The organism is uncultured Maricaulis sp., assembly GCF_963975345.1.
GTDB lineage: Bacteria > Pseudomonadota > Alphaproteobacteria > Caulobacterales > Maricaulaceae > Maricaulis.
In genome coordinates this window covers 1-24,490 of sequence record NZ_CAXBGE010000007.1, presented here as the reverse complement: position 1 = coordinate 24,490, position 24,490 = coordinate 1, and the positions used below count along the sequence as shown (strand labels likewise).

The following is a 24,490-nucleotide window of genomic DNA, read 5'->3' as shown; positions in this document are numbered from 1 at the left end:
TATGAACTATCTCAATTGCACTGCCTCGATTGCCGCGCTCGCGCTCGGCCTCACCGCCTGTTCGGAGCCCGCGACGGAAACCGCACCTGATGCCGCCGCTGCCACGGCCGTGGAATACGCGCCGCCGCCAAGCCGCGAGGACTTGACCGCCGGGCTGCACGATGCCGGCACGGCGATCTGGAATTTGGAACTGTTGCATGAAGTTCCGACGCCGGCCGGGTTTAATGATCCGGAAGCGCTGTGGGCGCCGGCGGTCGAAAGGGCGCTGGCAATCGCGGCCGAGGCCGGCGAAGAGGTCGCAAGACCACCAAGCCCGATCTCCTTCGCCAATACCGATGTCGCGTTTTCCGGCAATCGTATCGTGCTGGGCAATTGGCACGGTTTCAACGTGTTCGAGGCCGAGGGCGATGCCGAGCCTCAACTGGTTCTCTCCGTCGTCTGTCCGGGCGGGCAGGGCGATGTCAGCATTCACGGTAATCTGGTTTTCCGCTCGGTCGAGGATCGCCGCGCGCGGCTCGATTGCACCGGTGTCGAGATCGAGGGTGATGCCAGCGCTGAGCGTTTCCGCGGCGTCCAGATCTTCGACATCAGCGATATCACGGCCCCGCGCCAGATCGCCGCTGTCCAGACCTGCCGCGGATCGCACACCCACACCCTGGTGCCCGACCCGACCGATCCGAACGTGCTCTATATCTATAATTCCGCCACATCGAGCGTGCGCCCGACCGAGGAACTCGATATCTGCTCCGATGGCGAGCCGGACGAAAATCCCGATACGGCGCGCTATTCCATTGATATTATCCGCGTCGCGCTCGACGCACCGGAACAGGCCGCCATTATTGAGCGTCCGCGCCTGTTCGCCGATGCCGAGACCGGTGCTATCGCCGGATTGTGGGCGGGCGGCGTGCACGAGGGCCAGGAGCGCGAAACCGGCTCCACCAATCAATGCCACGACATCACCGCCTATCCCGAGGCCGGGCTGGCAGCCGGCGCTTGTAGCGGAAACGGGATTCTGATCGATATTCGCGATCCGGCAAACCCGGTCCGGATCAGCGAAACTTCCGATCCGAATATGGTCTATTGGCACGCGGCGATCTTCAATAATGCCGCTTCGAAAATCGTCTTCACCGATGAGTGGGGCGGCGGTCTCGGCGCGCGCTGCCAGAGCGAAGACCCGGATCGGTGGGGCGCGGATATCGTCGCCGACATCACCGAGGACGGGCTGGTAACACGCGGATTTTTCAAAATCCCGAACGGGCAGACCGCCACCGAAAACTGTGTCGCGCATAATGGCGGTCTGGTTCCGGTTCCCGGGCGCGATATCATGCTCCAGGGCTGGTATTCCGGCGGCATTTCGATGATTGATTTCACCGATTCCGACAATCCGTTCGAGATCGCCTTTTTTGATCGCGGCCCGGTCGATGCCGAGGAATTATACCTCGCCGGCAATTGGGCGGCCTACTGGTATAATGGCCGCATCTACGCTCCGGAAATTGTCCGCGGGCTCGATATTCTCCGACTTGTCCCGAGCGCCTATTTGTCTGCCAATGAGATCGCCGCAGCCGAAGCGATCCATTTTGACGAATCCAATCCCCAGACCCAGCAGCGCTTTGTCTGGCCGCAAGAGGCTGTCATCGCCCAAGCCTATCTCGACCAGCTCGTGCGCGCCGGCCGTGTCGCGCCTGAACTGGCGGCGCAAATCCGCAGCGCCATCGACACGGGCCAAACCACCCGCATGCTGACCTCCAACCTCGCGGCAGCCACCAGAGCCGCCTCTGGCCGGGATGCCGAGCGCTTCCAGGCGATCAGCGACTGGCTGCACCGCGCCGGGTAAGAGCGGCGGGCCGGGCGGAGCGGTAGGCGACTTATCCCCCACCGCACGCAACTATCCCACGTCATCCCGGCGAACCGCCGGGACCTCGACGTGACAAGTGCGGAGCCTGTGAAATCGAGGTCCTGACTGGAGTTTGCCCCCGCGCAGGGGGGGGGGCGGGATGACGAGTTTTGCGTGATGTTATCCCCACCCCCCAAACCTGCGCGTATGCTTGCAGCGTTCCGGTCGCACGGGAGGCACGAGCTCAGTCATTTGCGGCGGTCGGGAGCGTGCAGCCTGTCCGGGCGAAGGGGTGACATCCCGAGCGCTGGCAGGGCGTCCTTTCAGGTCTGACGGCACTAAACGACCGACCCGAATACCTGATTGGATTGGAACCGGGGTGGAGACAGCCCGAGAAAACTGCACGTGTGGGACGACTTCGACTGTCACACCAAACAAAATCAAACTGGCGCCAGTTCGGCATTCGAAGGCGTCCCACACCCCTCCCATTTCGATGGGAACTCCGCATCCCTCCAGCCGCTCGCGGCGTGGAGATTTCGGTGTGCGTGCCGCCGAGCACGGCCTGGCTGCGCGCCGGGATCGATCCGGCTGAAGCCCGGCAAACCACGTGCGGTCCATCAGCGATCAAGTTCTGCTCTACTCCTGATCAATCAATGCTCGCTCGCGGCCCGAAAACGCGCGACCTCTTCGTCGGAGACATCGCGGCGATAGCATTTCGGCGCTTCACCATTGGGCCGCTCATAGGCGCTGCGATGGCCGCAGCGGGCGCCATTGCTCATCCGGTTCTCCGGACAGGGACAGCGCCCGGAATAGGCGGTAATCGAGCGCTGGATGATGATATCGCGGATCTGGTCGTCGCTGAGACTTGCCGTGGGCCCGTTTCGAGGCGCGGGCGCTGGTTGCGCGGCCAGCGGCGCCGCCGTCAGGACCGCGATCATCAAACTCAAAACAATCGGGTTGCGCTGGTTCAAACTCGATCTCCCACCCTGTTCGCCCCGCCAGCCTGCGAGGCTGGGAAGGCCATCGAAATGGTGCCGGCTGGGGGACATGAATCCGTCCCCCCGGATTACAGATCAGGTGCTCTACCGGCTGAGCCAAGCCGGCCCGGTTTCGATCATCTGGCCCTCGCTTCTCACTCTGGCATCGGGTGCAGGCACTGTCGCTCGCCTGTTGCTCTGCTATCAACACCTCCACACCGGGCAGACCTGCCCACCCTTGGGACCGCTACCACCGCAGCAGGTGACGTCCGGTAAACGCGCCGATCAGCCCGGTCGAGATGATCCCCAATGCGTACCACACCGCGAGGAAACCAACTGAGGATTCGGGGCAACCCAGTCCGTAAATCGTCGCACCGATGCCGCCCGCGGCGAGCCCGGTGGCCCAGCCGGCCATGGCAAGTCTTGTCGGGGCACCGCGCCTGACGGCGATGAAAAACAGGCCCATGATCGGCAGCGAAATCAGCACGATATAAGTCACACAGCGCACAGCCGTTGATCCCAGTATCCAGCCCGTCCAATTGTCGACCGGCGTGACAATCAGGCTGACAGCGGCGATCAGCGCGAGTCCCAGCCATATTGCCACGGGAAGGCGCACCGCAGCGGGAGCATCGCCACCCGGTCGGCTCAATTGGCGCAGTGAGAAATAACCGACCAGGGCAAGGCCCGCGGTGAAGCCGAATTTGAGCCAGAAATTAGGTTCCGTGACGGCGATATCGAGGTCTGATCGGATCATCCGCCCGGGTAGGAGCCAGAACACAGCGGCTCCGAGGATCAGACCGGCGATGACACACAGCGCCAAGCGGTGCCCGATCCGGTGCCGGTTCACCGGCTTCAGGTCGGCGGTGAGGGAATCAATCAGCGGATCAGACATTTTCCGCCTCCGATTTCTGAAATTTTGCGATCAGGGCTTTCAACCCTCGATGAACATTGACCTTGACGGCGGAGGTGCCCGACTGGGTTTTCTCTGCGGCCTCGGCGACTGACAGCTCTTCAAGCTTGGTCAGTTGCACAGCGCGCGATTGCGCTGCCGGCAGGTCTTGCATCAAGCGGCCGAGATCCATGCGGGCGTCGGCGGCGGCGAAGCCATGATCGGCCTCGCCAATGAATTCCGCGATACCGTCAAGCGGTACCGATTGATGCTTGTGGTGACGCCGGTAATAATCGAGCAGCTTGTAGCGCGCTATGCCATAGACCCAGGGCGTGAACGGCTGGCCGGGATCAAAGGTGTCGCGCTTTATATGTATCGCCATCAAGGCCTCCTGGACCAGATCTTCCGCCGCCGATCCATCATGGACCCGCCGCCGGTAGAAGATCTCCAGCCGGGGGCGCAGCGCTGTGAGCAGGTGCCGGTAGGCCGGCGCATCGCCGTCCTGACTGGCGATCATCATTGTGCGCAGCTCATTCTCCGACGCAATCATGTCTGCCCTTCTTGATAGGAGTTCGTCCGCAGGCACCAGGAGGTTACATCCCGCTCTGCGCCGATTTATTTCAGCGCGCTGTAACCTTTTGTCATGACCGCGCGAAATGGAGCATGTGGTCGGCCTGTTGGCAATGATCACACCCCTATTATCAAGCAAAGGTGAACCATGAAAACGCAAACCAAAATCGCCACTTTCGCCGCCTCCGCGCTGGCACTGGCACTCGCTGCAGCGGCATCCAATGCCACCGTGACGACGACATCCGCATCGATGGAACATTGTTACGGCGTCGCCCTAGCGGGTGAAAATGACTGCGCCGCCGGACCCGGCACGACCTGTGCCGGCACCTCGACCGTCGATTACCAGGGCAATTCCTGGAGCAATGTTCCAACCGGCACCTGCGAGTCGATCGAAACGCCCTATGGTCACGGCTCGTTGACCGCCGTCGAACGTCCATAAATTTCGAATTGCCGCGCGGGCTACGCCCCTGGCACCGCGTGGCATGAGGCCATCCCGATCCTGTTGAACCCGCCTTGTCCCCCCAGACGCAGGCCGGTGATAGGCGCGAGCGTTTCCGCTTCGCTCCCACAACGATCCGGATGGCCTCAGCTTCGACGCTCCCGCCTTGCGGGTAACCTTGTCTTTGCGACTGATGATGTACACAGCGGGTCGGATCGCGTTTGATACAGTGCCCGGCGGATCTGTCCAGCCGGGCCTGCGGCGCGTTGAGCGAGGACAAAATATGCAACCCTTGTCGATGGCGCTTGAAGTGATGGAGGATGGTCACGTCGCGCGGGTGAGGCTTTATGGCGATAACGGATTTGACGTCAGCTTGGAAAATGCTGATGCGATCTCGGCCTTTGTCTCAGCCCGTCAGTTTCGGGCTCTTATTATCGACTGGAATGATTGTGAAATGCTGCAGGATGTCCAGCAATTCCGCGGCGTCGCGGACCATTTCATCGCCACGCTCCCGCCTGCGACGATCTTCATCGTGCTGCATCGTCCGGCCCAACTGAGCCATGCCATGTTCCTGACTCAAGCCCTCCATCGCGCCGGGTTTCCGGCACGCGCCTTTCAGAGCGAGATTGAATGTTTGGCGTGGCTGGCCAGCAACAAGCTCCTGCCGACCCCAGAGGATACAAACTGATGTCGAATTTCCCGTCGCTTCCTGAAGATACGCATCTCAGCCATGTCTTTCAGCGCTTTCCGAAAGGCGTTGAGCCGCTGCTGGCCCTGCACGACGCGCTGTTGAGATCACCGTCGGAATTCTCGATCGCCGAGCGCGAACTTATCGCGGCCTTTGTGTCGGGCACCAATCGATGCGCCTTCTGTTACGGCGCTCACACCCTTATGGCGCGGGCTTTTGGCATTGATGCCGAGGTCTTCCAGACCTTGCTGGATGATCCGGCCGCCGCGCCCATTGCCGCGAAAATGGTGCCGGTTCTGCTGCTCGCCCGCGTAATCACGACCCAGCCTGGCAAGAGCCCGGTGCGCGAAACCCGCGATGTGCTGGAGGCCGGCTGGAGCGAGGAGAGCCTGTTCGAGGCGATCTCGATCATCGCATTGTATAATTACATGAACCGGCTCGTCGATGGCGCGGGCCTGGTTCCGGGGCCTGAATATCTCGAGCCGGGCGCGGAGGAACTCGAGGCCCGCCGCGGTTCGACCTATACCAAATGGGGCGCTGGTTTGGGCCTCATATCTGACAAGACGCGCTGATTGGCATCAACGCCCGTGTCTCACAAATGGAGACACGGGCGGCGCGGTCATCAAGACTTCAGATGCTGGTCGTCAGCCAGGTCAGCCAAGCGGGTGAGTGTTCGACGGCCCAGGCTTCGATGGCCTTGTCGACGCCGGAGATGATCATCACTCCGACCACCAGCATCACGCCGCCGAGCAGCATTTTGCCGATCGAACCGGCCTGCAGCATTTTTCCGCGCCACCGCGCCAAGGTGGCGCGTGAGGCCATGCCGATAAAGGTCAGCGGAATGGCTGCGCCGATGGCAAAGGCGATCATGACCAAGGTGACCTGGCCAAGATTTTCACCTTGCGCCGCCAACATGGATGCCGCGCCGAGCGTCGGTCCGATGCACGGGCTCCAGACGGCGCCCAGAACGACCCCCATCGAGAATTGACCGGCCAAACCGTTGGAGTCGTTCGTTGACCCCAAGCGGGCATCAAGCCATCGGCTGGCCGGTGCAGTGACGGTCGCGAAACCTGCGCCCAACACCGGGACGAGCAAAACAAGCCCGATAGCGACGAGTAGAATGCCGCCTGCCTTGCGGATCCATTCGGCATCGAGCCCGATGGAATAGCCGATCGTCGCGACGAACAGCCCAACCAGCACGAAGGACAGGGTCAGCCCGGCCGCGAGGGCGAGCGGTCCAAACCTGTGCTTGTCGGATGCGGTGCCGAACACGATCGGCAGGAGCGGCAAGACGCAGGGCGACAGGATCGACAGCATGCCTGCTATCAATCCAAGGCCATAGGATTCAGGTCCCATATTCTAAAGTCTCCGGATCCGTGGCTTAGTTCGCATAGGCCTGTGAGAGCAGCGACTGGATGTCGTGCTCACTGGTTACGGCGATCGCTCTGGCGACTTCGTCCTCACCGCGAAACACAATCAGCGTGCTTTGCCGCATCGCGCCGAAGGACTGTGCGATCCGGCGTTGGCTGTCCCAGTCGAGTTCGAGGATGACCAGGTCAGCAAATTCGCCGCTGTCGAGGAGTTGCGCGATCACTTGACCCTGGCGCCGGCAGGTTGGGCACCAGGTCGCTGAAATATCGACCAGAATGGGTTGTCCTGCGGCCTGCGCTGCCGCGAAGGCTTCGGCGGTAAACGGCGTCGACCTTTCATTGGTCATCTCGTTCTGTGTGCTGAAAATCAGGCCGTTGGCAGAGGCCACGGCCCCGAGGGAGGCAAAACACACGGTGGCGAACAGGATCATGGCGGGCAGCGTCAGTTTCATCGGTGTCTCCAAAGTCGCGGGAAGCACCAGACATAGCGGTGCCACGGGATGGCCATTCCAGCCCAGTTCCAACAGTTTCGCGCCCAGGTTCGGAAAGGTTACATGTCGGGCTGCATTCGATGGCCTAATGCAGCGGCGGTATGGGGGAGACATGGGGGCGACCGGTCCGGCCAGTCGACACCTGCAGTGCTAGCATTCGCCAGCGCCAGGGAGCGTCGCAGCCCCCGAGAGGCTCGCCAGGAATAATCCAAGATGCGTCGATGCTCGACGATAGTCTGGGCGTTCGAAATGGTGCCGGCTGAGGGACTCGAACCCCCGACCCCCTGATTACAAATCAGGTGCTCTACCAGCTGAGCTAAGCCGGCCCGATTTCGATCGTCTGGCGACCTGATAGCCGCAGCCGGGACATCTCACAAGGCTTCGCTGCAATGGTCTGTGTGTGGGTCGGGTCGCGATCACAAATTTGATTGCCGCAGGCAAGGTGGCGGGATTAGCATGAGCGATGATCAATGCGCCTTTCCCGCTCGTCGCTATCGATGCTGATCGGCGACTGCATGCCTGCCTGGAAGGGCCGCTCGGGGCGCCGGTGGTGGTCTTCGATCATGGCGCCTTTGGCATGTATGCCGATGGCTGGTGGCTGAAGGAGGCGCTGAAGGCCGACCACCAGGTTCTGCTTTATGGCCGTGCCGGCATGGGGTTCAGCGATCCGGCACCACGCGATGCGGTGTTGTCGCCGGCCTGGCATGTCGCTGATATGCGAGGGCTTTTAGTGGCGCTTGAGCTGCCGCCGCCCTGGTTGCTGGTCGGTCATTCCATGGCGGGATTGCGCCTGCACGCCTTCGCCAACCTTCATCCCGACGAGCTGGCCGGCCTGGTTTTCGTCGATGCGCTGCATCCGCATGCCTATCGCCAAACGGTGGCTGCCCGGCATTTGCACGCCTTTACCCTGGCTTTGCGGGCTGGCGAATTGGCGGCGGGGCTGGGACTGGTCGGACTGGTGGCCGGAGCGCTGCGCGATGATCTCGGCCTGCCGACAGAGCGGGCGCGCGAGAAGCGGCATGTGTTTGATGCCCGCACCCACTGGTCGCATTCACGCCGCGAGATGACGGGGTTCAATGCCAATGACCCGTTGTTTGATCGTCAAGCGGCGGCGGATTTGCCGGTGGCGGTGTTTGCCAGTCGCGCTGATGGCGGTGAAAATGCTGGCCTGGTGCGGGCTGCGGCGGCCAGGGGACAGTTCAACGAGCTGCAGGCTTGGCCGGACCAGAGCCATACGTCCGTGCTCGATCCTGAGCATGCGGCGCGGATCGCTGCGACGATCCGGACGATGACAGGCTTGAAGGCCTAGTCGGCGCGGGCGCGGCCGCGTCCGAACAGGCCGAGCAGGCCGCCACTCGTGAGCAGGGCAACATCGCCGAGCGCGGCGGGTAGCATCATCCGGCCTGGTGCTGCGAGATAGAGTGGTTCCCAGTCGGGCAGGAATTTATTCTTGTATTTGCGAAGGCCGTCAAAGCCGTAAAGGCTGCCGGCGCGTTCATAGACGAAGGTGCCGAGCCGCGTCAGCAGGGGGGCCAGCCGGTGGGCCTCCAGGCCGCTCAGCGGTGCCATGCCCATGTCCATGACGGCATAGCCATTTTCCTTGCCCCACAAGCCCAGTTCGGTGAAGAGATAGTCCATCACCCCATGCGGTGAGCCCTCGGCATGACGCATCAGATCGACGGAAAATTCGCGGCGATCGGGGGTTGTCCAGAGATTGGCGAAGGCGATCGGTTCGCCGGCCATTCGCACCAAAGCAATCGGGAAATTGGCCAGGTAAGCTTCGTCGAAACGGCCGAGGGAGAAGCCTTTCTCGGCGCCGCCATGACCGGTAAGCCATTCATCTGAAATGTCTTTTAGAGCCGGCATCAGGGGCGCGGCCTCGTCGGGGGTGAGGATCTCGAAGCTGGCGCCGTCGCGGATGGCGCGGTTGCGGGCTTGGCGCAATTCGGCGCGTTTGGGGCCCTCAATTCCGAAATTTACCAATGAAATCAAAGCGGTTTCACCAATTTTCTGGGCCACTAGACCGAGATCGATCAGATCACCGAGGGCAGATTCGCGCACGGCGTAGAAGATCGGACGGGCGCCAGCGAGATCGGCGGCTTCGCGGAAGGCCCAGAGCAAAGCCTTGATTTCGTTCGTCTCTCCAGTGGGTTCGCCCATCGAGATCCAGTTATTGCCGCGAATGCCATACTGGATGAAGCTCTTTCCGCTGGGCGAAAAGATGAAGCGCTTGTCGCCGAGCAGGGCCAGATTGGAGTCGGGATGACTGACCGTTGCACTGGCGAGAACCTGCCTCAAACTTGCCGTTGATGCCGCGTCCAACGCGCGCGGGTCTGTTGTTGCCTGCCTGCTGCCAAGCCAGCGCCAGATCGCGATCAGGAAGAACAGGATGATGGCGCCGCTGATCGCCCGCAAAGTGCGCGATTCATCGCCGCGGATCAGAAAGCTCCACCATAATTCGTCGTGATAGGGGATGTGCCGGTAGGAGACATAGCCGACCCAGACAACCAGCAGAAGCGTGGCGAGAATGGCGGCGGTCCATTCGCGCCCGAGCCGGAGTCTGCCGGCCTCGGCGCGGCGGTAGAAGGCGGGGCCGGACAGGGCGAGCAGGGTGAACAGGGTCAGGAGCCAGGTCGCATCGCTCCAGTGCAGGCCGCGCAGTATGGCCAGCACTGCGGCAGCAAGGCTCAGAGCGAGCGTCGCGGTCCAGGCCCGGTGCAGGCGCCGGTAGAGCCCGCTGGCGAGGAAGAGCAGGATCAGTCCAGCCAAGCTGGCGGCAAAATGCGAGGCCTCGATCACGCCCAGCGGCAGCCAGTCATTGAGGGCGCGCAGGCGCGAGCCGAGATCGGGCGTTGCCGCCGATAACAACATCATCGCGCCGGACAGGAAGGTCAGCAGGGCGAAGACCGGCGGCGCGACCATTTTCGCGACCGAGGCGAAGGCGGTCTGGGCGCCGATGGCCGTCGCGGGGATTTTGCGCCGCACCGACCAAGCGGTGGCGATCCCGACAGCCAGCAAGGGGCCGGCGAAATAGACCACGCGGTAAACGACGAGCGCGGCGACGTAGGCGGCCTCGCTTCCGGGCGGTGCGACCAGGATCAGGGTGGCGTCGAAGGCTCCAATGCCGCCGGGCAGGCCGCTGAGGGCGCCAAACAGGCCGGCCAGGATAAAGAGCGGCAGGAAGGCGATCAGATCGGGCCGCACCATTTCGGGCAGCAGGATCCAGATCACAGCCGCCGAGAGCAACCAGTCGGTGATCGAGGCGAGGACTTGCAAGCCGGGCACCCAGCGCGGCGGCGCGGTGATGGTCAGGCCGCGCCAATTGATCGGCGCTTTGAGCCGCAAGGCCAGCACAATCGCGGCGGCGAGCAGTGCGACCAGAACAATGCCCAGGACCTGGTAGAGCGCGGGATGGCCGCCGAAGAAGCCGGCGATCTCGGCTGGTCGCAGGATCAGGCCCACCCCGGCCACCGCGCCGCCGCTGAGATAGAGGCTGGCGGCTGTGATCACGGTGATGATCGCGACCGTGCCGGTATCGATGCCCCAGACGGAATAGAGGCGGATACGCACGGCGGTCGAGGTCAAAGGGCCGAAGCCGACGACATTCGAGACGGCATAGGAGAGCGTCGCCGCGTGGCCGGCCTTGTGCCAGGGCAGGCGGGCGCTGGAATAATGCAGCGCAAACCAGTCAGCCAGCGACAGCATCAGATAGCTGCCGAAGGTCAGTGCGGCCGCGAAACCGATATCGCTATAGGCGATGGTTCGAAAACTGGCCGCGATATCGCGAACATGCAGATGGCCGGTTTCATTGTGGATCGTCCACAGCGCCGCCGCAAAGACGAGCAGGCCGGCCAACGGTGCCAGCCGCCGCAGCAGGAAACCCGACTTGGGGTCCGCTGGAGCTTGCGTTCGCTTGACTTGGCTTGGCCCGGTTTTGCCTGGGGCCTGGGTGTCGGTCATGACGTGATTCCTGACTGTCGAAGCCCAGCCCGAAGCCGGTTTTTGTCTGCGTCGTGGCGAACGCGCGAAACCCGTCGGGCCCCGCGCGTTTGGTATCAGGCGTATTCGGACTTGACGCCAACGCCGTCCAGCGCCGTTTGCACTGCAGCGACGACAATAAAGCCGACCAGGAGGTGGGAGCCGTCGAGCACGAACAGCATGAAGGGCTGCATCGCATAGACGAAACCATAGGCCAGCGTCGTTAGGGCGAAACCGGCCCAGAGCAGGACCGCGCCCTGGATCGCAGGCATCATGCCGTCAGCCCCAAACCGCTTCAGCGCCAAGCCGATGAAAGTGGCCGTGACCAGCGAGATCAGAAAGCCGTGCACCATGCCGAGGGCCATGTGTTCATCGGCTTCGAGGATTTGTGCCTCGGTGAAGCCTTGAAGCCCGATCCAGAGATCCGCGAAGAACAGGCCGTAAAACAGGAAACCGACGAAATAGAGCGCGATGGCTGAAACCAGCACGGCGATGATATTGAGACCGAAAATGCGCGGCATTGGGTATTTCCTCCCCATGAAAGGACAGCTATGTCTGCCATCCTGCGCGCGGGTTTTGATACTCGCGCTTCAGGCGAATAAACATACACGACTTCCGCCGCAAAGAAGAAGCACCAACTATGGCCCGTATCCTGATCACCAGCGCCTTGCCCTATATCAATGGGGTCAAACATCTCGGCAATCTGGCGGGCTCGATGCTGCCGGCCGATGTCTATGCGCGCTTCCAGCGGCTGGCTGGCCATGAGGTTCTGTATATCTGCGCCACCGACGAGCACGGTACGCCGGCCGAATTGGCTGCGAACGAGGCGGGCATGGATGTGCGCGCTTATTGCGATGAACAACACGAAATTCAAAGACAGGCCGGCGAGGGGTTCTCGCTGAGCTATGATTATTTTGGCCGCACCTCGAATCCGGAAACCGCGCGGCTGACCCAGCATTTCGCCGATGTTCTCGAAGATCGCGGCCTGATTGAGGAAGTGCTCGAACACCAGATTTTCTCGATCGATGATGACCGCTTCCTGCCGGACCGTTATGTCGAGGGCACGTGCCCGCATTGCGGCTTTGAACGCGCCCGCGGGGATCAGTGCGACAGCTGTGGCCGCTTGCTGGAGCCGACCGATCTGATCGAGCCCTATTCGAAAGTCTCCGGCTCGAAGAATCTCGAAGTGCGCGGCACCAAGCATCTGCATCTGATGCAGACCAAGATGGAAGGCCGCATCCGCGCCTGGGTCGATGCCTCGACCGGCTGGCCATCGCTGGCCAAATCCATCGCCTATAAATGGCTCGATGAAGGCCTGCGCGACCGGGCGATCACGCGCGATCTGAAATGGGGCGTGCCGGTGGCTCGCCAGGGCGCGCCGCGTCCGGGCTTTGAGAACAAGGTCTTCTATGTCTGGTTCGACGCGCCGATCGGTTATCTCGGGGCAACGGCCGAATGGGCCGCGCTCAATAGTGCCGATTGGGAGAGCTGGTGGCGGACCGACAAGGGCGCCGGCGATGTCACCTATGTCCAATTCATGGGCAAGGATAATGTCGCCTTCCACACGGTGAGCTTCCCGGCGACCATTCTCGGTTCGGAAGAGCCGTGGAAGACGGTCGACAAGCTGAAAGCTTTTAACTGGCTGACCTGGTATGGCGGCAAATTCTCGACCTCGGAGAAGCGCGGCGTCTTCATGGACCAGGCGCTCGAGATCATGCCGGGCGATTATTGGCGCTGGTATCTCACCGCCAATGCGCCGGAGGGCTCGGATGCCGCCTTCACCTGGGAACATTTCCAGTCGGTGATCAATAAGGACCTGGCCGATGTGCTGGGCAATTACGTCAACCGCGTCCTGCGCTTCAACAAGTCCCGCTTCGAGGCCGTTGTGCCAGCGGGCGGCACATGGGGCGAGAATGAGGATTGGCTGGCGGCTGAGATGACCGTCCGACTTGAAGCGGCTGCCGCCAATTTCGAAGCGATGGAGTTCCGCAAGGCAGCCGCTGAAGTGCGCGGCCTGTGGGCGCTCGGCAATGAATACCTCACCCGCGCCGAGCCCTGGACGAAGTTCAAGACCGACCCTGAGGGCGCTGCAATCGGTGTGCGTACGGCGCTCAACTACATGGGCATCATGGCCAGCGCGGCGCAGCCGATTATTCCGGTCTCTGCCAAGGTCATCCTCGATGCGCTCTCCATCCCCGACGCGCATCGCGCCTGGCCGCAGGGCGATGCCAAATCGATGCTGACGGCGCTGCCGGTCGGCCTGTCGGTCGAGCCGCCGGACGTCCTGTTCAAGAAGATCGAAGAAGATGATATCGCGGCCTGGACAGATCGCTTCGGTGGCTCGGAATAGGCGGTACGTCCTTGGCCATCCGGCAAGGCGATTGACGCCCGCTTCGTGACCGTCTCGAATAGGTGCGACTGGCTTGGGTGGGGAGTGATTGATGCGCAGTTTGATATTTGGACTCAGCCTGATGGCGCTTGCAGCCTGCTCGCCGGACGCCGGAAACGACATGGCGATCCCCGACGAGGCCGAACAGGCGATGGCCGAGGTCGCGATTCCCGACTTCACTGGCATTCCGACCTGGCGCGTCGCTGACCCCGAAGACCTGCTGCTGATCGAGACCCGTCACGGCACCGTCACGGTTGAACTCTCCGACGAGTTTGCCCCCCATCATGCGGCGCGGATGCGCCAGGCGGTGCGCGACGGGTTTTTTGACGGGCGTACCTTTTATCGTGTGATCGATGGTTTTGTCGCCCAAGGCGGGCGCGGCGAAGAGGCGGATTCTGTGGAGCTGCCACAATACCCGCCGCTGCAGGGTGAGTTTGTACGGCCCAGCGCGGGCATCGTCTTCACGCCGATGATTGATGATGATCTCTACGCGCCCGTGGTCGGGCATGTGAACGGGTTTCCGGCGGCCGAGAATGATGACGGCTCGCAGACTTGGTTGATCCATTGTCCCGGCACGATGGGGATGGCGCGCGATAATGGTCCCGATACCGGCGATGTCGAATTCTACATCGTGATCGGGCAGGGGCCGCGTCATCTCGACCGCATCATGAGCCTGTTCGGGCGGGTGATTGACGGCATGGATCATGTCCAGGCGCTCAATCGCGGCGACCCGATGGTCAATTCCGGTGTCATCGCCGATCCGGCGATGCGCGATGAGATCCTGTCGATGCATATCGCGGCGGATCTGCCGGAGGATCAGCGCCCGGTCTATGAAATCATGCGTACCGACAGTGAGGCTTTCTTCAACCTCAAGACGGCGCGGCGAAATCGCACCGCCGAGTTCTTTTTCGAAACGCCGCCACCGGTGATCGAGGCCTGCCACATCCCGGCGCAGGCCCGGCGCGTGAACTGATGTCGAACGGGCTGCCCGAGGCCGAAGTCGAGCGCCTTTCGCGCGCGGCCTGGCTGTTGCTGGAAGCCGAAGACCGCTTACCGGTGCTCAAGACCATCGCTTGGGATCGCTCTCATGCCGATGCATTCTTTGCCGCCGGCGGGCGCGAACTTCCCAAGCCGGTCTATCCGCGCATCGATCCGGCGCCCTCACTGGAGCGTGTCGCAGCGGCGCGCGCCCTGATTGATGGCGACAGCCCGGTGCATGACTGGCTGCGGCGGCTGGCTGATACGACGGCTGAGACCGCTGCCCTGCTGGCCAATACTGGCACGAAGACCTTCCACACCCATTCGCGCGCCCTGTATGGCGATCCCCGAACGCCAATCGCCGATGGCAAGCGCAATGCACTCGATCTCGCCCGCCGGCTCGACACACTGCTGGCGGATTTCGAGGAGGGCAGTATCCGGCTCGAACCGCCGGAACGTCTCAGCGCCACCGACCTCAAAGCTCGGCTCGATGCGGAATTGCCGCGCTTTTTCGGCCAAGCGGCACCTCAGGTCGAAGTGACGCTGAATGTCTCGGCCAAGGCGGCGGCCGGGCGCGACTATATCAAGCTACGGGCTGATGCGGCCTTCTCCGATCTCGACGTGACGCAATTGCTGCAACATGAAGCGCTGATCCATATCGCGACCAATATGAATGGCGCCGCCCAGAGCCGGTTTCCAATCCTCGGCGAGGCACATCCGGGCAATGCGCGGACCCAGGAAGGTCTCGCCGTGTTCGCGGAGTTCATTTCCGGTGCCCTTGATCCGCGCCGCTTCCGGCGCTTGGCGGACCGGACCATTGCGATTGATATGGCGACCGAGGGCGCCGATTTCATTCAACTATTTGAGTTCTTCCGCGAGCGCGGCGGCCAGGACGCCCCGATTGAGGCGTTCGAGAATGCGCGCCGGGTCGTGCGCGGCGGTCTGGTTGGCGGCGGTGCACCCTGCACCAAGGATTCGATCTATCTCGGCGGGCTGCTGGAAGTGCATAATTATCTTCGCACGGCGGTGAGGGCGGGCGATCCAGCCTTCATCCGCCTGCTCTTCGTCGGCAAGATCGATCTGGCCGATCTGGAAGCGATGAAAATGCTGCGCGAACAGGGCCTGATCGCCGAGCCGACCTTCATGCCGCCCTGGGCAACGGATCTGCGTTATCTCTTGTCTTATCTGGCCTATTCGACTTTTCTCAACGAGATCAATCTCGGCGATGTCGCCGCGCGCTACCGCAGCCTGCTCGGAACACCGGCGCCGAAAACGCCATAGACGTCCGCTCTTCGCGGCGCGAATTGACCGGCGCAGGCGTGCTGGCGGCTGTGATGGATTGGGTAAATATCGCACCGGATCGACTTGGGTGATTGACCTGACTGCGAGTCGCGGTTCGAATGGTCGCGAATGAGTGGATGGGGAAATCCGATATGAAAAGCCAGTTTTTGACCGCCGTCGCCGCTTTGGCTCTGATGGCCTGTTCGCCTGCTGCCGACCAGGCGCAGACACCGGCCGCGCCTGAGGCCGGTGCCTCTGCTGCAGCGGCTTTGGCGGCTTCGGCGACACCGGCTCCGGTGCCCGGCGATGATGCGATGCGCCAGTCGATCGTCGCCGATTATGAAACCAATCTGCAGGCGCTGTACGAGCATTTCCACGCCAATCCGGAACTCTCCCTGATGGAGATCCAGACGGCGGCGCGACTGGCCAGCGAATTGCGGGCGATCGGCTTTGAGGTCACCGAGGGTGTCGGCGGCACCGGCATTGTTGCCGTGCTGACCAATGGCGAAGGCCCGACTCTGATGCTGCGCACCGATATGGACGGGCTGCCGGTGGAAGAAAATACCGGCGTTACCTATGCCTCGACCGTCACCGGTGTCGACCGACGCGGGCTTGAGAGCCCGGTCATGCATGCCTGTGCGCATGATACCCATATGACGGCGATCGTCGGCACGGCTCGGCAGATGATGGAACGTCGTGATCAATGGTCCGGCACGCTGGTTTTGATCGGCCAGCCGGCCGAGGAGGTTGGTCTCGGTGCCGGCATGATGATCGAAGACGGGCTGTTCGAGCGCTTCCCGCAGCCGGACTATAATGTCGCGTTTCACACCTTCTCCGGCATTCCTGCCGGCGAGATTACCTATGTTCCCGGCTATGCGATGGCCAATGTCGACAGTGTCGACATCATCGTTCATGGCCGCGGCGGCCATGGTGCCTATCCGCACGCGACCAAGGATCCGGTCTATTTGTCGGCGCAGATCGTGATTGCGCTGCAGGGCCTGATCTCACGCGAATTGTCGCCGCTCGATCCGGGTGTGATTACGGTCGGTGCGATCAATGCCGGCACCAAGCACAATATCATCGGTAATGAGGCGCACATGCAGCTCACCGTGCGCTCCTATACCGACGAGGTGCGCGAGCATTTGCTGACCGGGATCGAACGTATTGCCCACGCCCAGGCGGCCTCCTACGGCCTGACGCCGGAAGAATATCCCGATGTCGAGGTCGAGGATCCCTATACGCCGGCGCTGTACAATGATCCGGCTCTGGCCAATCGCGCCGTCGCCGCGATGCGGGCCCGGTTCGGCGATGATGCGGTGATCGAGACGACGCCGGTGATGGGCGGCGAAGACTTTTCGCAATATGAGCGCACCGATGCCCACATCCCGACCTTCATGTTCTGGGTCGGCGGTACGACGCAGGCCCGGCTCGATGATTACGCAGCTCGCGGTGTCGCTGCTCCCTCCAATCATTCGCCACTGTTTGCGCCGGACGATCCGGAGGAAACCATCACCCAAGCGATTGAAGCCATGACCGCCGTCTCGCTCGATATTCTGGCGCCCACGGAGGGCTAGGCGTGAGCGCCCCGGTTCGACGCGCATTTTCCGGGGCGCCCTGGGAGGCCAAGGTCGGTTATTGCCGGGCCTTGCGCCGCGGGGCGCATGTCTGGGTCACCGGCACGGTGGCGATGGATGAGAAGGGCGGCGTCTTTGCACCCGGCGATCCGCAAGCCCAGGCGCGGCGCTGTTTCGAGATTATCGCGGCGGCGCTGGTCGATGTCGGCGCGACCCTGAGCGATATCGTGCGGACGCGGATGTTCGTCACCGATATCGATCATTGGGAGGCGTTCGGACGTGCTCATGGCGAGGTGTTCAGCGATCATCCGCCCGCCACCAGCATGATCGAGATATCCCGCCTGATCAGCCCGGGTTTTCTGGTTGAGATCGAGGCCGATGCCTTCGTTGACGATTAAAGGAAGCCGAGCATGAGCAATATCACGCTCTATCACTGCCCGCGTACGCGTGGCTTTCACGCGCTTTGGATGCTGGAGGAAATCGGCAATTCCTTCGAGGTCAAGCTCGTCAATATTCGCGACGAGATCGAGGGCGAGGCCTATGCCGGTGTCAATCCGATGCGCAAGGTTCCGGCGCTCGACGTCGACGGGCATCTGGTGACGGAAAGCACGGCGATTTGCGCTTGGCTGGCCGATGCCTGCCCTGGAGCCGCTCTGGCGCCAGCGATCAACGATATCGCCCGCGCCGACTATCTGCGTTGGCTGTTCTTCTGCGCCGCCTGCATCGAGCCGGCCTTTATCGATAAGGCCTTCAACCGCGAAACACCCGCGGCCACGGTTGGCTGGGGCAGTGTTGACCGGGTGCTTGAGACACTGACCCAGGGGCTCGCCGGCAAGCAATATCTGGTCAATGACCGCTTTAGCGCTGCCGATCTGATGATCGGCTCAACGCTCAATTTTCTGATGAATTTCAAAATGCTGGAGCGGCGAGAACCATTCGTGTCCTATGTCGACCGGCTGACAGCGCGCGAGGCTTTCAAGCGCGCGACGGCCAAGGATGCGGCCTGGGCGCTGGAGCTATACGGCGAATAAGTGTGCCGGGCCGGCCTGACGCCGCGCGGATCGATAATATTGGGGAAAAGACATGTCACTGATACCGGCAGATAATGCGCTGGCAGCGCTCGCGGCCCTGTTCGTGATCGCGGCGGCGGGCTTCCTGATGGAGAAAACCCGGATCGGGGCGCTGTTGACCGGCGCCGTCTGGGCAATCCTGTTTGCGATCATCGCGTCCAATCTCGGTCTTATTCCCCACGACTCGCCCGGCTATGATTTTGTCTTCGATTATTTCATGCCGCTCCTGATCCCGCTTTTCCTGATGAAGGCCGATCTGAAGAAGATATTCTTCGAGACCGGCCGGATGACGCTGGCTTTCCTGCTCGCAACGCTGGGGACAGTGGTTGGCGCGGTGGTCGCGTTTTCTCTGATCGATATCGGTCCCAACCAGGCCGCCGCCGCCGGGACATTCACCGCCACTTATATTGGCGGCTCGGTCAATTATGCTGCGCTGGTAGATCTGACAGGACTGCGCGTCGAGGATCCAAGCTTCGTTTCCGCCGCGACGGCGGTCGACAATCTCTTCTCTGGCGTCTTCCTGGCGATGTTGGCGGTCTTGCCCGGCCTGCACTGGGTCGCCAAGCGTTTCGTTCCGCGCGATCACAGCCGGGTTGATGACGTCGTCGAAGAGGATGCGGGCGAGGGTAAGGCGACGGCGGCCACGCTGGTCTATGCGGCGAGCTTTGCGCTGATCGTTCTGGTGCTGGGCGATATGCTGACCGGATTGGTTGTCGCCCAGTTTGGTGAGGATGCCGGAATATGGCGCTACGCCATCATCACAGTTCTGGCCCTGATCCCGGCCACGGCTTTCCCGAAAACCATGGCCAGCTTGCATGGCGGTTATGAGATCGGGATCGGGCTGAGCTTTGTCTTCTTCGCGGCGATTGCCGCCGGCGCCAATGTGATGGGACTGGTGCAATCGGCACCGGTGCTGATCGCACTGATCGGCATCCTGTTGACGGTGCACGCGGTCATCACTTTCGGGCTCGGCTCGATCCTGAAATTCTCGCTGCCCGAACTGATCACCGCATCCAATGCCGCGATTCTCGGTGCGACGACGGCGCCGGCACTGGCGGCGGCGAAGGGCTGGAAGGATCTGGTGACGCCGGGCGTGCTGGTCGGGGTGTTCGGTTATGCCATCGGCACGCTGATCGCCACGGCGGTCTATCAGCTCTGGCCGAGCTGACCAGGACCCTTCGCCCTGCGCGGATATGCGCATTGACATTTATCAAGCCCAATGATGTTCACGAGGTTGCAGGACCTGCATGGGCAGCCCTGCTGCGCTGGAGGCTGACTGAGCCGAATGTCTGCTGTTGGAAGTCCGCTTGATAACGACGCTGCAGTGCGGCGTCTGAGCGCGTCATGAGTGGCGGGGAGCCCTGGCTGGACGAAGCCTATTTCCTCGGGCCGAAATCGGAGAATGCGGCCTGGGTACGGGCTGAATTCCAAGCGATTCTGGATCACTGGTTTGATTGGCGCCGATCATTGTTTCAGGACGATCCCTCGCCAATCTCCGCAGAGATGCGACTGTCCGCGCCCTTTCTGGCGGAACGCGAACGCTTTGCCCAAGCGACGCGCGAATTGCGGGAAATGCTGTGCTCGGAAGTGCCCAAATACACGCCGCGCTATATCGGCCATATGGTGTCGGAGACATCGCTTCCGGCCCTGCTTGGGCATTTTGCGACCCTGCTTCACAATCCCAACAACACCTCGCGCGAAGTCGCCCGGGTCAGCGGCAAGATCGAAGACGAGGCCATTGCCATGCTGGCCGAAATGGTCGGCTTCGATCCGCTCCACGCCCAGGGGCATTTCACCAGCGGCGGTACGATTGCCAATTTCGAGGGCGTCTGGCGCGCCCGCTACCGGCTCGACCATTTCCTGGCGCTGGGGCTGGCGGTTTCGGAAAAGACCGGCGAGCGCTTCGATCCGGTTGCCGCGGCGCATATGGGTTGGGACGCCTATCATGAGCGGGTCGCTGAGCACGCGATGACCGACGGCGAATTACGCGGCGCCAGCGGTGTTCTGACCAATCCGCATGAGCATGCCGAGCGTGTTCGTGCTGCCTCCGGGCGGGCCTGGCGCGGGCCGGTTCTGATCGTGCCGGGAAACAAGCATTTCTCATGGCTCAAGGCGGCCAATGTCTTCGGTCTCGGCGAGGAGGCCTTCTGGTCGGTGGCGCTGGACGGGGAGGGGCGGCTGGACCCCACTTCCCTCGCCGCTGTGATCGCCAGGGCACATGGCGAGGGCCGGCCGGTGCTGGCAGTCGTTTCCGTCGCCGGGACGACCGAGGCGGGCGAGATCGATCCGGTCGATGCCGTGTGCGATCAGCTCGACGCGCTTCGCACCAGGGGCCTCGATATTTGGCATCATGTCGATGCGGCTTGGGGTGGTTTTTTCTGCTCGATGCTGGGCGGGCCCGCTGAGGCGGTGCTGCAGCCGGCCCAACGCGACGCGCTCGGCGCGATCGGGCGTGCCGATTCCGTCACGCTCGACCCGCACAAGCTCGGCTATGTGCCCTATGCCTGCGGCGCCTTTCTCGTTGCCGACGAAGCGCGCTATGCGACGTCCGGATTTCCTGCGCCCTATATCGATCTCGCCCTGTCGAATGATCGCTGGATGGTGACGCTGGAAGGATCGCGCAGCGGTGCCGGCCCGTCGGCGGTCTGGTTGACGGGGAAGACCATGAGTTTCACGCCCGACCGCTTCGGCGCTATGCTGGCGGCGACGATCGAGAGCGCGCGGGCCTTTTCGCAGACGCTCCAGGCCTCTGCCCCGATGGCGCGCCTGCTGCAACCGGCCGACACCAATATCGTCTGCTTCTCGCTGGCGCATAAGGGTGAAGCCCTGAGCGCCTCCAATGCGCGCACTGCGCGAGCCCATGCCGGCTTCAAGGCCGACCCGGCCTTTTCAGTCTCCAAGACGGTTTTGAGCACGCAAGGTTATGGCCGGTTGATTGACGCGCATCTGGACCGCTATGGCGGGGTGCGCGATTGCGAAACGCTGGTCCTGCTGCGCTGCGTCTTCATGAACCCGTTCTGGCGTCATGAAGCCGTGCGCGCGGCTCTGATGCCGCAATTTCTGGAACGGCTTCAGGCGCATACGGCGGAGGGATAAAAGGGGACAGGTATAATTAACGCGCAGTCTCACCGCTTTGCCCGCAAAGGCGCCGTGGAGCGGACGCGTTAATTATACCTGTCCCCTTTTATCCGCCCCTGTGGCCGCTATGCGAGGGGTCGCCAGGGGATCGGGGCATCGCTATTCCCTCTCAACGCGTTTTATGCGGCGCAGTATTAAACCATTGTCACACGCTCGTCAGCGAGCGGCAGGAATGAATCCGGCAGGCTTGCATCCAATCGGGGCCTTTGCGGCATCCAGTTTATATCGGACCAATCCAAGGGGATTTTCATGACGCGTAAATTTGCACTGATCACTGGTACGGCTTTCGCCCTCGCCAGCTTGGCCGTTATCGCCAATGCGGCGACAGCCCAGGATCCCGCCCAGGGTGCAGGCCAGAGCTATGGCGCCGACACCGTCTCGATTGAACATTTCATTGGTCGGGTCGAGATCCGCACCGGGACCTCCTCGCAGGTCAGCGTCGCTATCTCCAACACCGGCGGCATCGCCGATGACCCGCAGCTGCGACAGACCGGTTCCAGCCTCATGATTGATGGCGGCCAGTCGATCCGTAATCTCAGTTGCAATAATCGCGACGGCCAAATACGGATCGGACGGCACTGGAGAGCCCGGCATGACATCGCCGATTATCCGTTGCTGACCATCACCGCGCCCGCCTCGCTGGCGCTGCGCCTGCGCGACAGTGCGTTCCAGGGCACATCCGGCGATCTCGGCTCGCTCGATCTGGAAATCGACAGCTGTGGCGATTTCCAGACCGGTGATATCGCCCATGACGTCGATATCAGCATCAATGGTTCCGGCGATGTGACGACAGGTGGTGTCGGCGGAAATCTCGACCTCGGCATTAATGGCTCCGGCGACGTCATCCTCGGCGCTATCGCCGGCTCGGTCGATCTCGGCATCAACGGGTCGGGCGATGTTCGCATGACCGATGTGACTGGCGACACCGATATCGGGATCAACGGGTCCGGCGATGTCGATTTTGGCCGGATTGCCGGCCTTGATATCAGCATTAACGGCTCGGGCGATGTCTCGGCCGACAGCATGAACGGCGCTTTCAATGTCCGTGTCGGAGGCTCCGGTGACGTTAATGTCCGTGGCGGGCGGGCGGAACCCTTCGATGTGGCGATAAACGGATCTGGTGGGGTCAGTTTTGGCGGCACGGCCGTCAATGTCACCGTGCGCGAATCCGGGAGCGGCGACGTCTCCATCGATGAGATCGAGGGCAATGTCGATTGGCGCCGCAATGGCCGTCCGGTCCTGCGCGTCGGTAACACCAAATAGTCGGCTCTGCCGGTCCATCATCCGCGAACACGAATCCGGCGGCGCTTGTGTGAGTTCAATTGCACGCCAGCGCTGCCGGAAACCGTTCAGCTCTTGGCCGCCCGATCATGGGTGGTTTGGCCGGGCAAGCTCGCGGGTTTCAGTCTTCGGGGTCGCTGGCTGACGCCTTGCCACGGGCCGGGCGCCATTTTGACGCTTCATAGAGTGCGATGGCGGCCGCGTTCGAGACATTCAGGCTCTCGATTGCATCCATCATCGGGATCCGCACCAGCTGGTCGCATTCCGAGGCGACGCGCGGGCGCAGCCCCTTGTCTTCCGATCCCATCACCAGCACCAGGCCGGGCCCATGGCCCTTGCCGTCATAACCGGCAATGGCGTCGGCCAGCGAGATATCGCCTTCGCCGGCCAAGCCGAGCACATGGCGGCCGGCCTTGCGGAAGCTCTTCAGCGTATCGGCGATATTGGTGACCGCGATGTGCGGCACGCGTTCGGCGGCACCGACTGCGCTCTTGCAGACTGTGCCGAACAAAGGCGGGGCCTTGCGGTCCTGCATGATGATGGCGCGAATGCCGAAAGCGGCGGCGGAGCGGAAAATCGCGCCGACATTGTGTGGGTCGGTGATCTGGTCGAGCACCAGAAGCGCGCCATGGGTCGGGTCGACCACGGCATTGATGTGCTCGCTTTCCAGCGCGCTGGCCTTGAGGGCGAAGCCCTGGTGCACGGCGCCGTCGGGCAGGGCTTGGTCGATCTCGCGCGGCTCATAAATGCGCGCTGCCGCGATGCCGGCGGGAAGTTCCTTCGCGGCATTGCGGGTGACGCGGATTTCGATCACTTTGCGCTTGCTGTTTTGCAGCGCTGCGAGGACCGCGTGGCGGCCCCATATCCAGCCGGAATTCGCTGTCTGGGCAGGGCTGGAGCGACGTGTGTAATCGCCCCGGTTGGGAGTGTTGCGCATAGGGGGCTTCGTCACTATAGTCCGCGCTCCTGTCTCAGGGCGGTTGCAAATTTCGGCGCAGGCATAGCATGCCCAGCCGGGAGCGCAGCCCCTTTGTTGCAGGTCTTCCCAAGGCCCCGGATTGGCGCCAGCGGGACACCCTGTGGAGGGGTGGCCGAGTGGTTAAAGGCAGCAGACTGTAAATCTGCCCGCATAGCGTACGCTGGTTCGAATCCAGCCCCCTCCACCAGCCTTCGCTCGCTGCGCGAGCTTCGGCTGGGCAGGCCCACCCTAAATCCGAGCGAAGGCTGTCCCGCCGTAGCCTTGGCGAAGGCGGACTGGCGCTGACCGTTCTCCAGCTATTGTTTCTCGCTCGCTGCGCGAGCTTCGGCTGGGCAGGCCCATCCTAAATCCGAGCGAAGGCTGTCCCGCCGTAGCCTTGGCGAAGGCGGACTGGCGCTGACCGTTCTCCAGCTATTGTTTTTTGCTCGCTGCGCGAGCTTCGGCTGGGCAGGCCCACCCTAAATCCGAGCGAAGGCGGACTGGCGCTGACCGTTCTCCAGCTATTGTTTTTCGCTCGCTGCGCGAGCTTCGGCTGGGCAGGCCCACCCTAAATCCGAGCGAAGG

22 protein-coding genes and 2 tRNA genes are annotated in these 24,490 nt (G+C 62.4%); 15 read left to right on the top strand and 9 right to left on the bottom strand.

Annotated features, from left to right (window positions below):
* Window position 1 precedes the first annotated feature (1 nt).
* Complete coding sequence (locus AAC029_RS08910) at window positions 2–1,834, top strand: hypothetical protein (protein WP_339746526.1); 1,833 nt, start codon at window positions 2–4, stop codon at window positions 1,832–1,834.
* 650 nt (window positions 1,835–2,484) lie between these two features.
* Here the strand turns inward: AAC029_RS08910 and AAC029_RS08905 are convergent.
* The 3 genes from AAC029_RS08905 to AAC029_RS08895 form a co-directional block, all read right to left on the bottom strand.
* A complete protein-coding gene (locus AAC029_RS08905; RefSeq protein ID WP_339746524.1) occupies window positions 2,485–2,805 on the bottom strand; it encodes a hypothetical protein in 321 nt (106 codons plus the stop codon).
* Between the two features lie 253 nt (window positions 2,806–3,058).
* Window positions 3,059–3,703 carry a DUF1109 domain-containing protein gene (locus AAC029_RS08900; RefSeq protein WP_339746522.1) on the bottom strand — a complete coding sequence of 215 codons (645 nt, stop codon included), beginning with the start codon at window positions 3,701–3,703 and terminating at the stop codon, window positions 3,059–3,061.
* Window positions 3,696–4,250: a sigma-70 family RNA polymerase sigma factor gene (locus AAC029_RS08895; protein WP_339746520.1), complete on the bottom strand. Its 555-nt coding sequence runs from the start codon at window positions 4,248–4,250 to the stop codon at window positions 3,696–3,698. The genes AAC029_RS08900 and AAC029_RS08895 overlap by 8 nt, the downstream gene beginning before the upstream one ends.
* 168 nt (window positions 4,251–4,418) lie before the next feature.
* On the opposite strand from AAC029_RS08895, the gene AAC029_RS08890 reads away from it, so the two are divergent.
* From AAC029_RS08890 to AAC029_RS08880, 3 genes are all read left to right on the top strand, one after another.
* Window positions 4,419–4,709: a DUF2282 domain-containing protein gene (locus tag AAC029_RS08890; RefSeq protein WP_339746518.1), complete on the top strand. Its 291-nt coding sequence runs from the start codon at window positions 4,419–4,421 to the stop codon at window positions 4,707–4,709.
* 283 nt (window positions 4,710–4,992) lie between these two features.
* The gene (locus tag AAC029_RS08885) at window positions 4,993–5,397 is read left to right on the top strand and encodes a hypothetical protein (protein ID WP_339746516.1); all 405 of its coding nucleotides are present in this window, start codon (window positions 4,993–4,995) and stop codon (window positions 5,395–5,397) included.
* Window positions 5,397–5,969, top strand: a complete 573-nt coding sequence (locus AAC029_RS08880) for a carboxymuconolactone decarboxylase family protein (RefSeq protein WP_339746514.1) — start codon at window positions 5,397–5,399, stop codon at window positions 5,967–5,969. Before AAC029_RS08885 ends, AAC029_RS08880 begins: the two co-directional genes overlap by 1 nt.
* A 58-nt stretch (window positions 5,970–6,027) precedes the next feature.
* Here the strand turns inward: AAC029_RS08880 and AAC029_RS08875 are convergent, their stop codons facing one another.
* The 3 genes from AAC029_RS08875 to AAC029_RS08865 all read right to left on the bottom strand — a co-directional run bounded on the left by AAC029_RS08875 (window position 6,028) and on the right by AAC029_RS08865 (window position 7,584).
* Window positions 6,028–6,753 (bottom strand): cytochrome c biogenesis CcdA family protein, encoded by a 726-nt coding sequence (locus tag AAC029_RS08875; RefSeq protein ID WP_339746512.1) that lies wholly within the window; start codon window positions 6,751–6,753, stop codon window positions 6,028–6,030.
* Between the two features lie 25 nt (window positions 6,754–6,778).
* Window positions 6,779–7,219, bottom strand: coding sequence for a thioredoxin family protein (locus tag AAC029_RS08870; protein WP_339746510.1), 441 nt, complete (start codon window positions 7,217–7,219; stop codon window positions 6,779–6,781).
* A 289-nt stretch (window positions 7,220–7,508) separates the two neighbouring features.
* Window positions 7,509–7,584 (bottom strand) — tRNA-Thr (locus tag AAC029_RS08865).
* 137 nt (window positions 7,585–7,721) lie between these two features.
* Here AAC029_RS08865 and AAC029_RS08860 point away from each other — a divergent pair.
* Window positions 7,722–8,567 (top strand): alpha/beta hydrolase, encoded by an 846-nt coding sequence (locus AAC029_RS08860; RefSeq protein WP_339746508.1) that lies wholly within the window; start codon window positions 7,722–7,724, stop codon window positions 8,565–8,567.
* Here AAC029_RS08860 and mprF read toward each other — a convergent pair.
* Both mprF and AAC029_RS08850 read right to left on the bottom strand, forming a co-directional pair.
* A complete protein-coding gene (gene mprF, locus AAC029_RS08855; RefSeq protein ID WP_339746506.1) occupies window positions 8,564–11,218 on the bottom strand; it encodes a bifunctional lysylphosphatidylglycerol flippase/synthetase MprF in 2,655 nt (884 codons plus the stop codon). The genes AAC029_RS08860 and mprF overlap by 4 nt on opposite strands.
* A 95-nt stretch (window positions 11,219–11,313) precedes the next feature.
* Complete coding sequence (locus AAC029_RS08850) at window positions 11,314–11,757, bottom strand: DUF1761 domain-containing protein (RefSeq protein ID WP_339746504.1); 444 nt, start codon at window positions 11,755–11,757, stop codon at window positions 11,314–11,316.
* A gap of 119 nt (window positions 11,758–11,876) precedes the next feature.
* Between AAC029_RS08850 and metG the strand changes: the two genes are divergently transcribed.
* From metG to AAC029_RS08805, 9 genes are all read left to right on the top strand, one after another.
* Window positions 11,877–13,586, top strand: a complete 1,710-nt coding sequence (metG, locus tag AAC029_RS08845) for a methionine--tRNA ligase (RefSeq protein ID WP_339746502.1) — start codon at window positions 11,877–11,879, stop codon at window positions 13,584–13,586.
* Between the two features lie 91 nt (window positions 13,587–13,677).
* Window positions 13,678–14,598, top strand: a complete 921-nt coding sequence (locus AAC029_RS08840; RefSeq protein WP_339746500.1) for a peptidylprolyl isomerase — start codon at window positions 13,678–13,680, stop codon at window positions 14,596–14,598.
* Window positions 14,598–15,884, top strand: coding sequence for a flavohemoglobin expression-modulating QEGLA motif protein (locus AAC029_RS08835; RefSeq protein ID WP_339746498.1), 1,287 nt, complete (start codon window positions 14,598–14,600; stop codon window positions 15,882–15,884). The genes AAC029_RS08840 and AAC029_RS08835 overlap by 1 nt, the downstream gene beginning before the upstream one ends.
* A 152-nt stretch (window positions 15,885–16,036) precedes the next feature.
* Window positions 16,037–17,458 carry an amidohydrolase gene (locus AAC029_RS08830; RefSeq protein WP_339746496.1) on the top strand — a complete coding sequence of 474 codons (1,422 nt, stop codon included), beginning with the start codon at window positions 16,037–16,039 and terminating at the stop codon, window positions 17,456–17,458.
* A 2-nt stretch (window positions 17,459–17,460) separates the two neighbouring features.
* Window positions 17,461–17,856 (top strand): RidA family protein, encoded by a 396-nt coding sequence (locus AAC029_RS08825; RefSeq protein ID WP_339746494.1) that lies wholly within the window; start codon window positions 17,461–17,463, stop codon window positions 17,854–17,856.
* Window positions 17,857–17,868: 12 nt separating this feature from the next.
* Window positions 17,869–18,489: a glutathione S-transferase family protein gene (locus AAC029_RS08820; RefSeq protein ID WP_339746492.1), complete on the top strand. Its 621-nt coding sequence runs from the start codon at window positions 17,869–17,871 to the stop codon at window positions 18,487–18,489.
* A gap of 52 nt (window positions 18,490–18,541) precedes the next feature.
* On the top strand, window positions 18,542–19,696 hold the full coding sequence (locus tag AAC029_RS08815) for a DUF819 family protein (protein WP_339746490.1): 1,155 nt from the start codon (window positions 18,542–18,544) through the stop codon (window positions 19,694–19,696).
* 176 nt (window positions 19,697–19,872) lie between these two features.
* Window positions 19,873–21,624, top strand: coding sequence for a pyridoxal-dependent decarboxylase (locus AAC029_RS08810; RefSeq protein WP_339746487.1), 1,752 nt, complete (start codon window positions 19,873–19,875; stop codon window positions 21,622–21,624).
* Between the two features lie 291 nt (window positions 21,625–21,915).
* Entirely contained in the window at window positions 21,916–22,929 is a 1,014-nt protein-coding gene (locus AAC029_RS08805) for a DUF2807 domain-containing protein (RefSeq protein WP_339746485.1), read from the top strand.
* Window positions 22,930–23,068: 139 nt separating this feature from the next.
* Here the strand turns inward: AAC029_RS08805 and rlmB are convergent, their stop codons facing one another.
* Window positions 23,069–23,899, bottom strand: coding sequence for a 23S rRNA (guanosine(2251)-2'-O)-methyltransferase RlmB (rlmB, locus tag AAC029_RS08800; RefSeq protein WP_339746483.1), 831 nt, complete (start codon window positions 23,897–23,899; stop codon window positions 23,069–23,071).
* Window positions 23,900–24,028: 129 nt separating this feature from the next.
* On the opposite strand from rlmB, the gene AAC029_RS08795 reads away from it, so the two are divergent.
* Window positions 24,029–24,113, top strand: a tRNA-Tyr gene (locus AAC029_RS08795).
* Window positions 24,114–24,490: the final 377 nt, after the last annotated feature.

Coding starts and splice junctions, on each gene's coding strand:
- AAC029_RS08910 (WP_339746526.1), top strand. CDS start 2: ATGAACTATCTCAATTGCACTGCCTCGATTGCCGCGCTCGCGCTCGGC.
- AAC029_RS08900 (WP_339746522.1), bottom strand. CDS start 3,703: ATGTCTGATCCGCTGATTGATTCCCTCACCGCCGACCTGAAGCCGGTG.
- AAC029_RS08895 (WP_339746520.1), bottom strand. CDS start 4,250: ATGATTGCGTCGGAGAATGAGCTGCGCACAATGATGATCGCCAGTCAG.
- AAC029_RS08890 (WP_339746518.1), top strand. CDS start 4,419: ATGAAAACGCAAACCAAAATCGCCACTTTCGCCGCCTCCGCGCTGGCA.
- AAC029_RS08885 (WP_339746516.1), top strand. CDS start 4,993: ATGCAACCCTTGTCGATGGCGCTTGAAGTGATGGAGGATGGTCACGTC.
- AAC029_RS08880 (WP_339746514.1), top strand. CDS start 5,397: ATGTCGAATTTCCCGTCGCTTCCTGAAGATACGCATCTCAGCCATGTC.
- AAC029_RS08875 (WP_339746512.1), bottom strand. CDS start 6,753: ATGGGACCTGAATCCTATGGCCTTGGATTGATAGCAGGCATGCTGTCG.
- AAC029_RS08870 (WP_339746510.1), bottom strand. CDS start 7,219: ATGAAACTGACGCTGCCCGCCATGATCCTGTTCGCCACCGTGTGTTTT.
- AAC029_RS08860 (WP_339746508.1), top strand. CDS start 7,722: ATGATCAATGCGCCTTTCCCGCTCGTCGCTATCGATGCTGATCGGCGA.
- mprF (WP_339746506.1), bottom strand. CDS start 11,218: ATGACCGACACCCAGGCCCCAGGCAAAACCGGGCCAAGCCAAGTCAAG.
- AAC029_RS08850 (WP_339746504.1), bottom strand. CDS start 11,757: ATGCCGCGCATTTTCGGTCTCAATATCATCGCCGTGCTGGTTTCAGCC.
- metG (WP_339746502.1), top strand. CDS start 11,877: ATGGCCCGTATCCTGATCACCAGCGCCTTGCCCTATATCAATGGGGTC.
- AAC029_RS08840 (WP_339746500.1), top strand. CDS start 13,678: ATGCGCAGTTTGATATTTGGACTCAGCCTGATGGCGCTTGCAGCCTGC.
- AAC029_RS08835 (WP_339746498.1), top strand. CDS start 14,598: ATGTCGAACGGGCTGCCCGAGGCCGAAGTCGAGCGCCTTTCGCGCGCG.
- AAC029_RS08830 (WP_339746496.1), top strand. CDS start 16,037: ATGAAAAGCCAGTTTTTGACCGCCGTCGCCGCTTTGGCTCTGATGGCC.
- AAC029_RS08820 (WP_339746492.1), top strand. CDS start 17,869: ATGAGCAATATCACGCTCTATCACTGCCCGCGTACGCGTGGCTTTCAC.
- AAC029_RS08815 (WP_339746490.1), top strand. CDS start 18,542: ATGTCACTGATACCGGCAGATAATGCGCTGGCAGCGCTCGCGGCCCTG.
- AAC029_RS08810 (WP_339746487.1), top strand. CDS start 19,873: ATGAGTGGCGGGGAGCCCTGGCTGGACGAAGCCTATTTCCTCGGGCCG.
- AAC029_RS08805 (WP_339746485.1), top strand. CDS start 21,916: ATGACGCGTAAATTTGCACTGATCACTGGTACGGCTTTCGCCCTCGCC.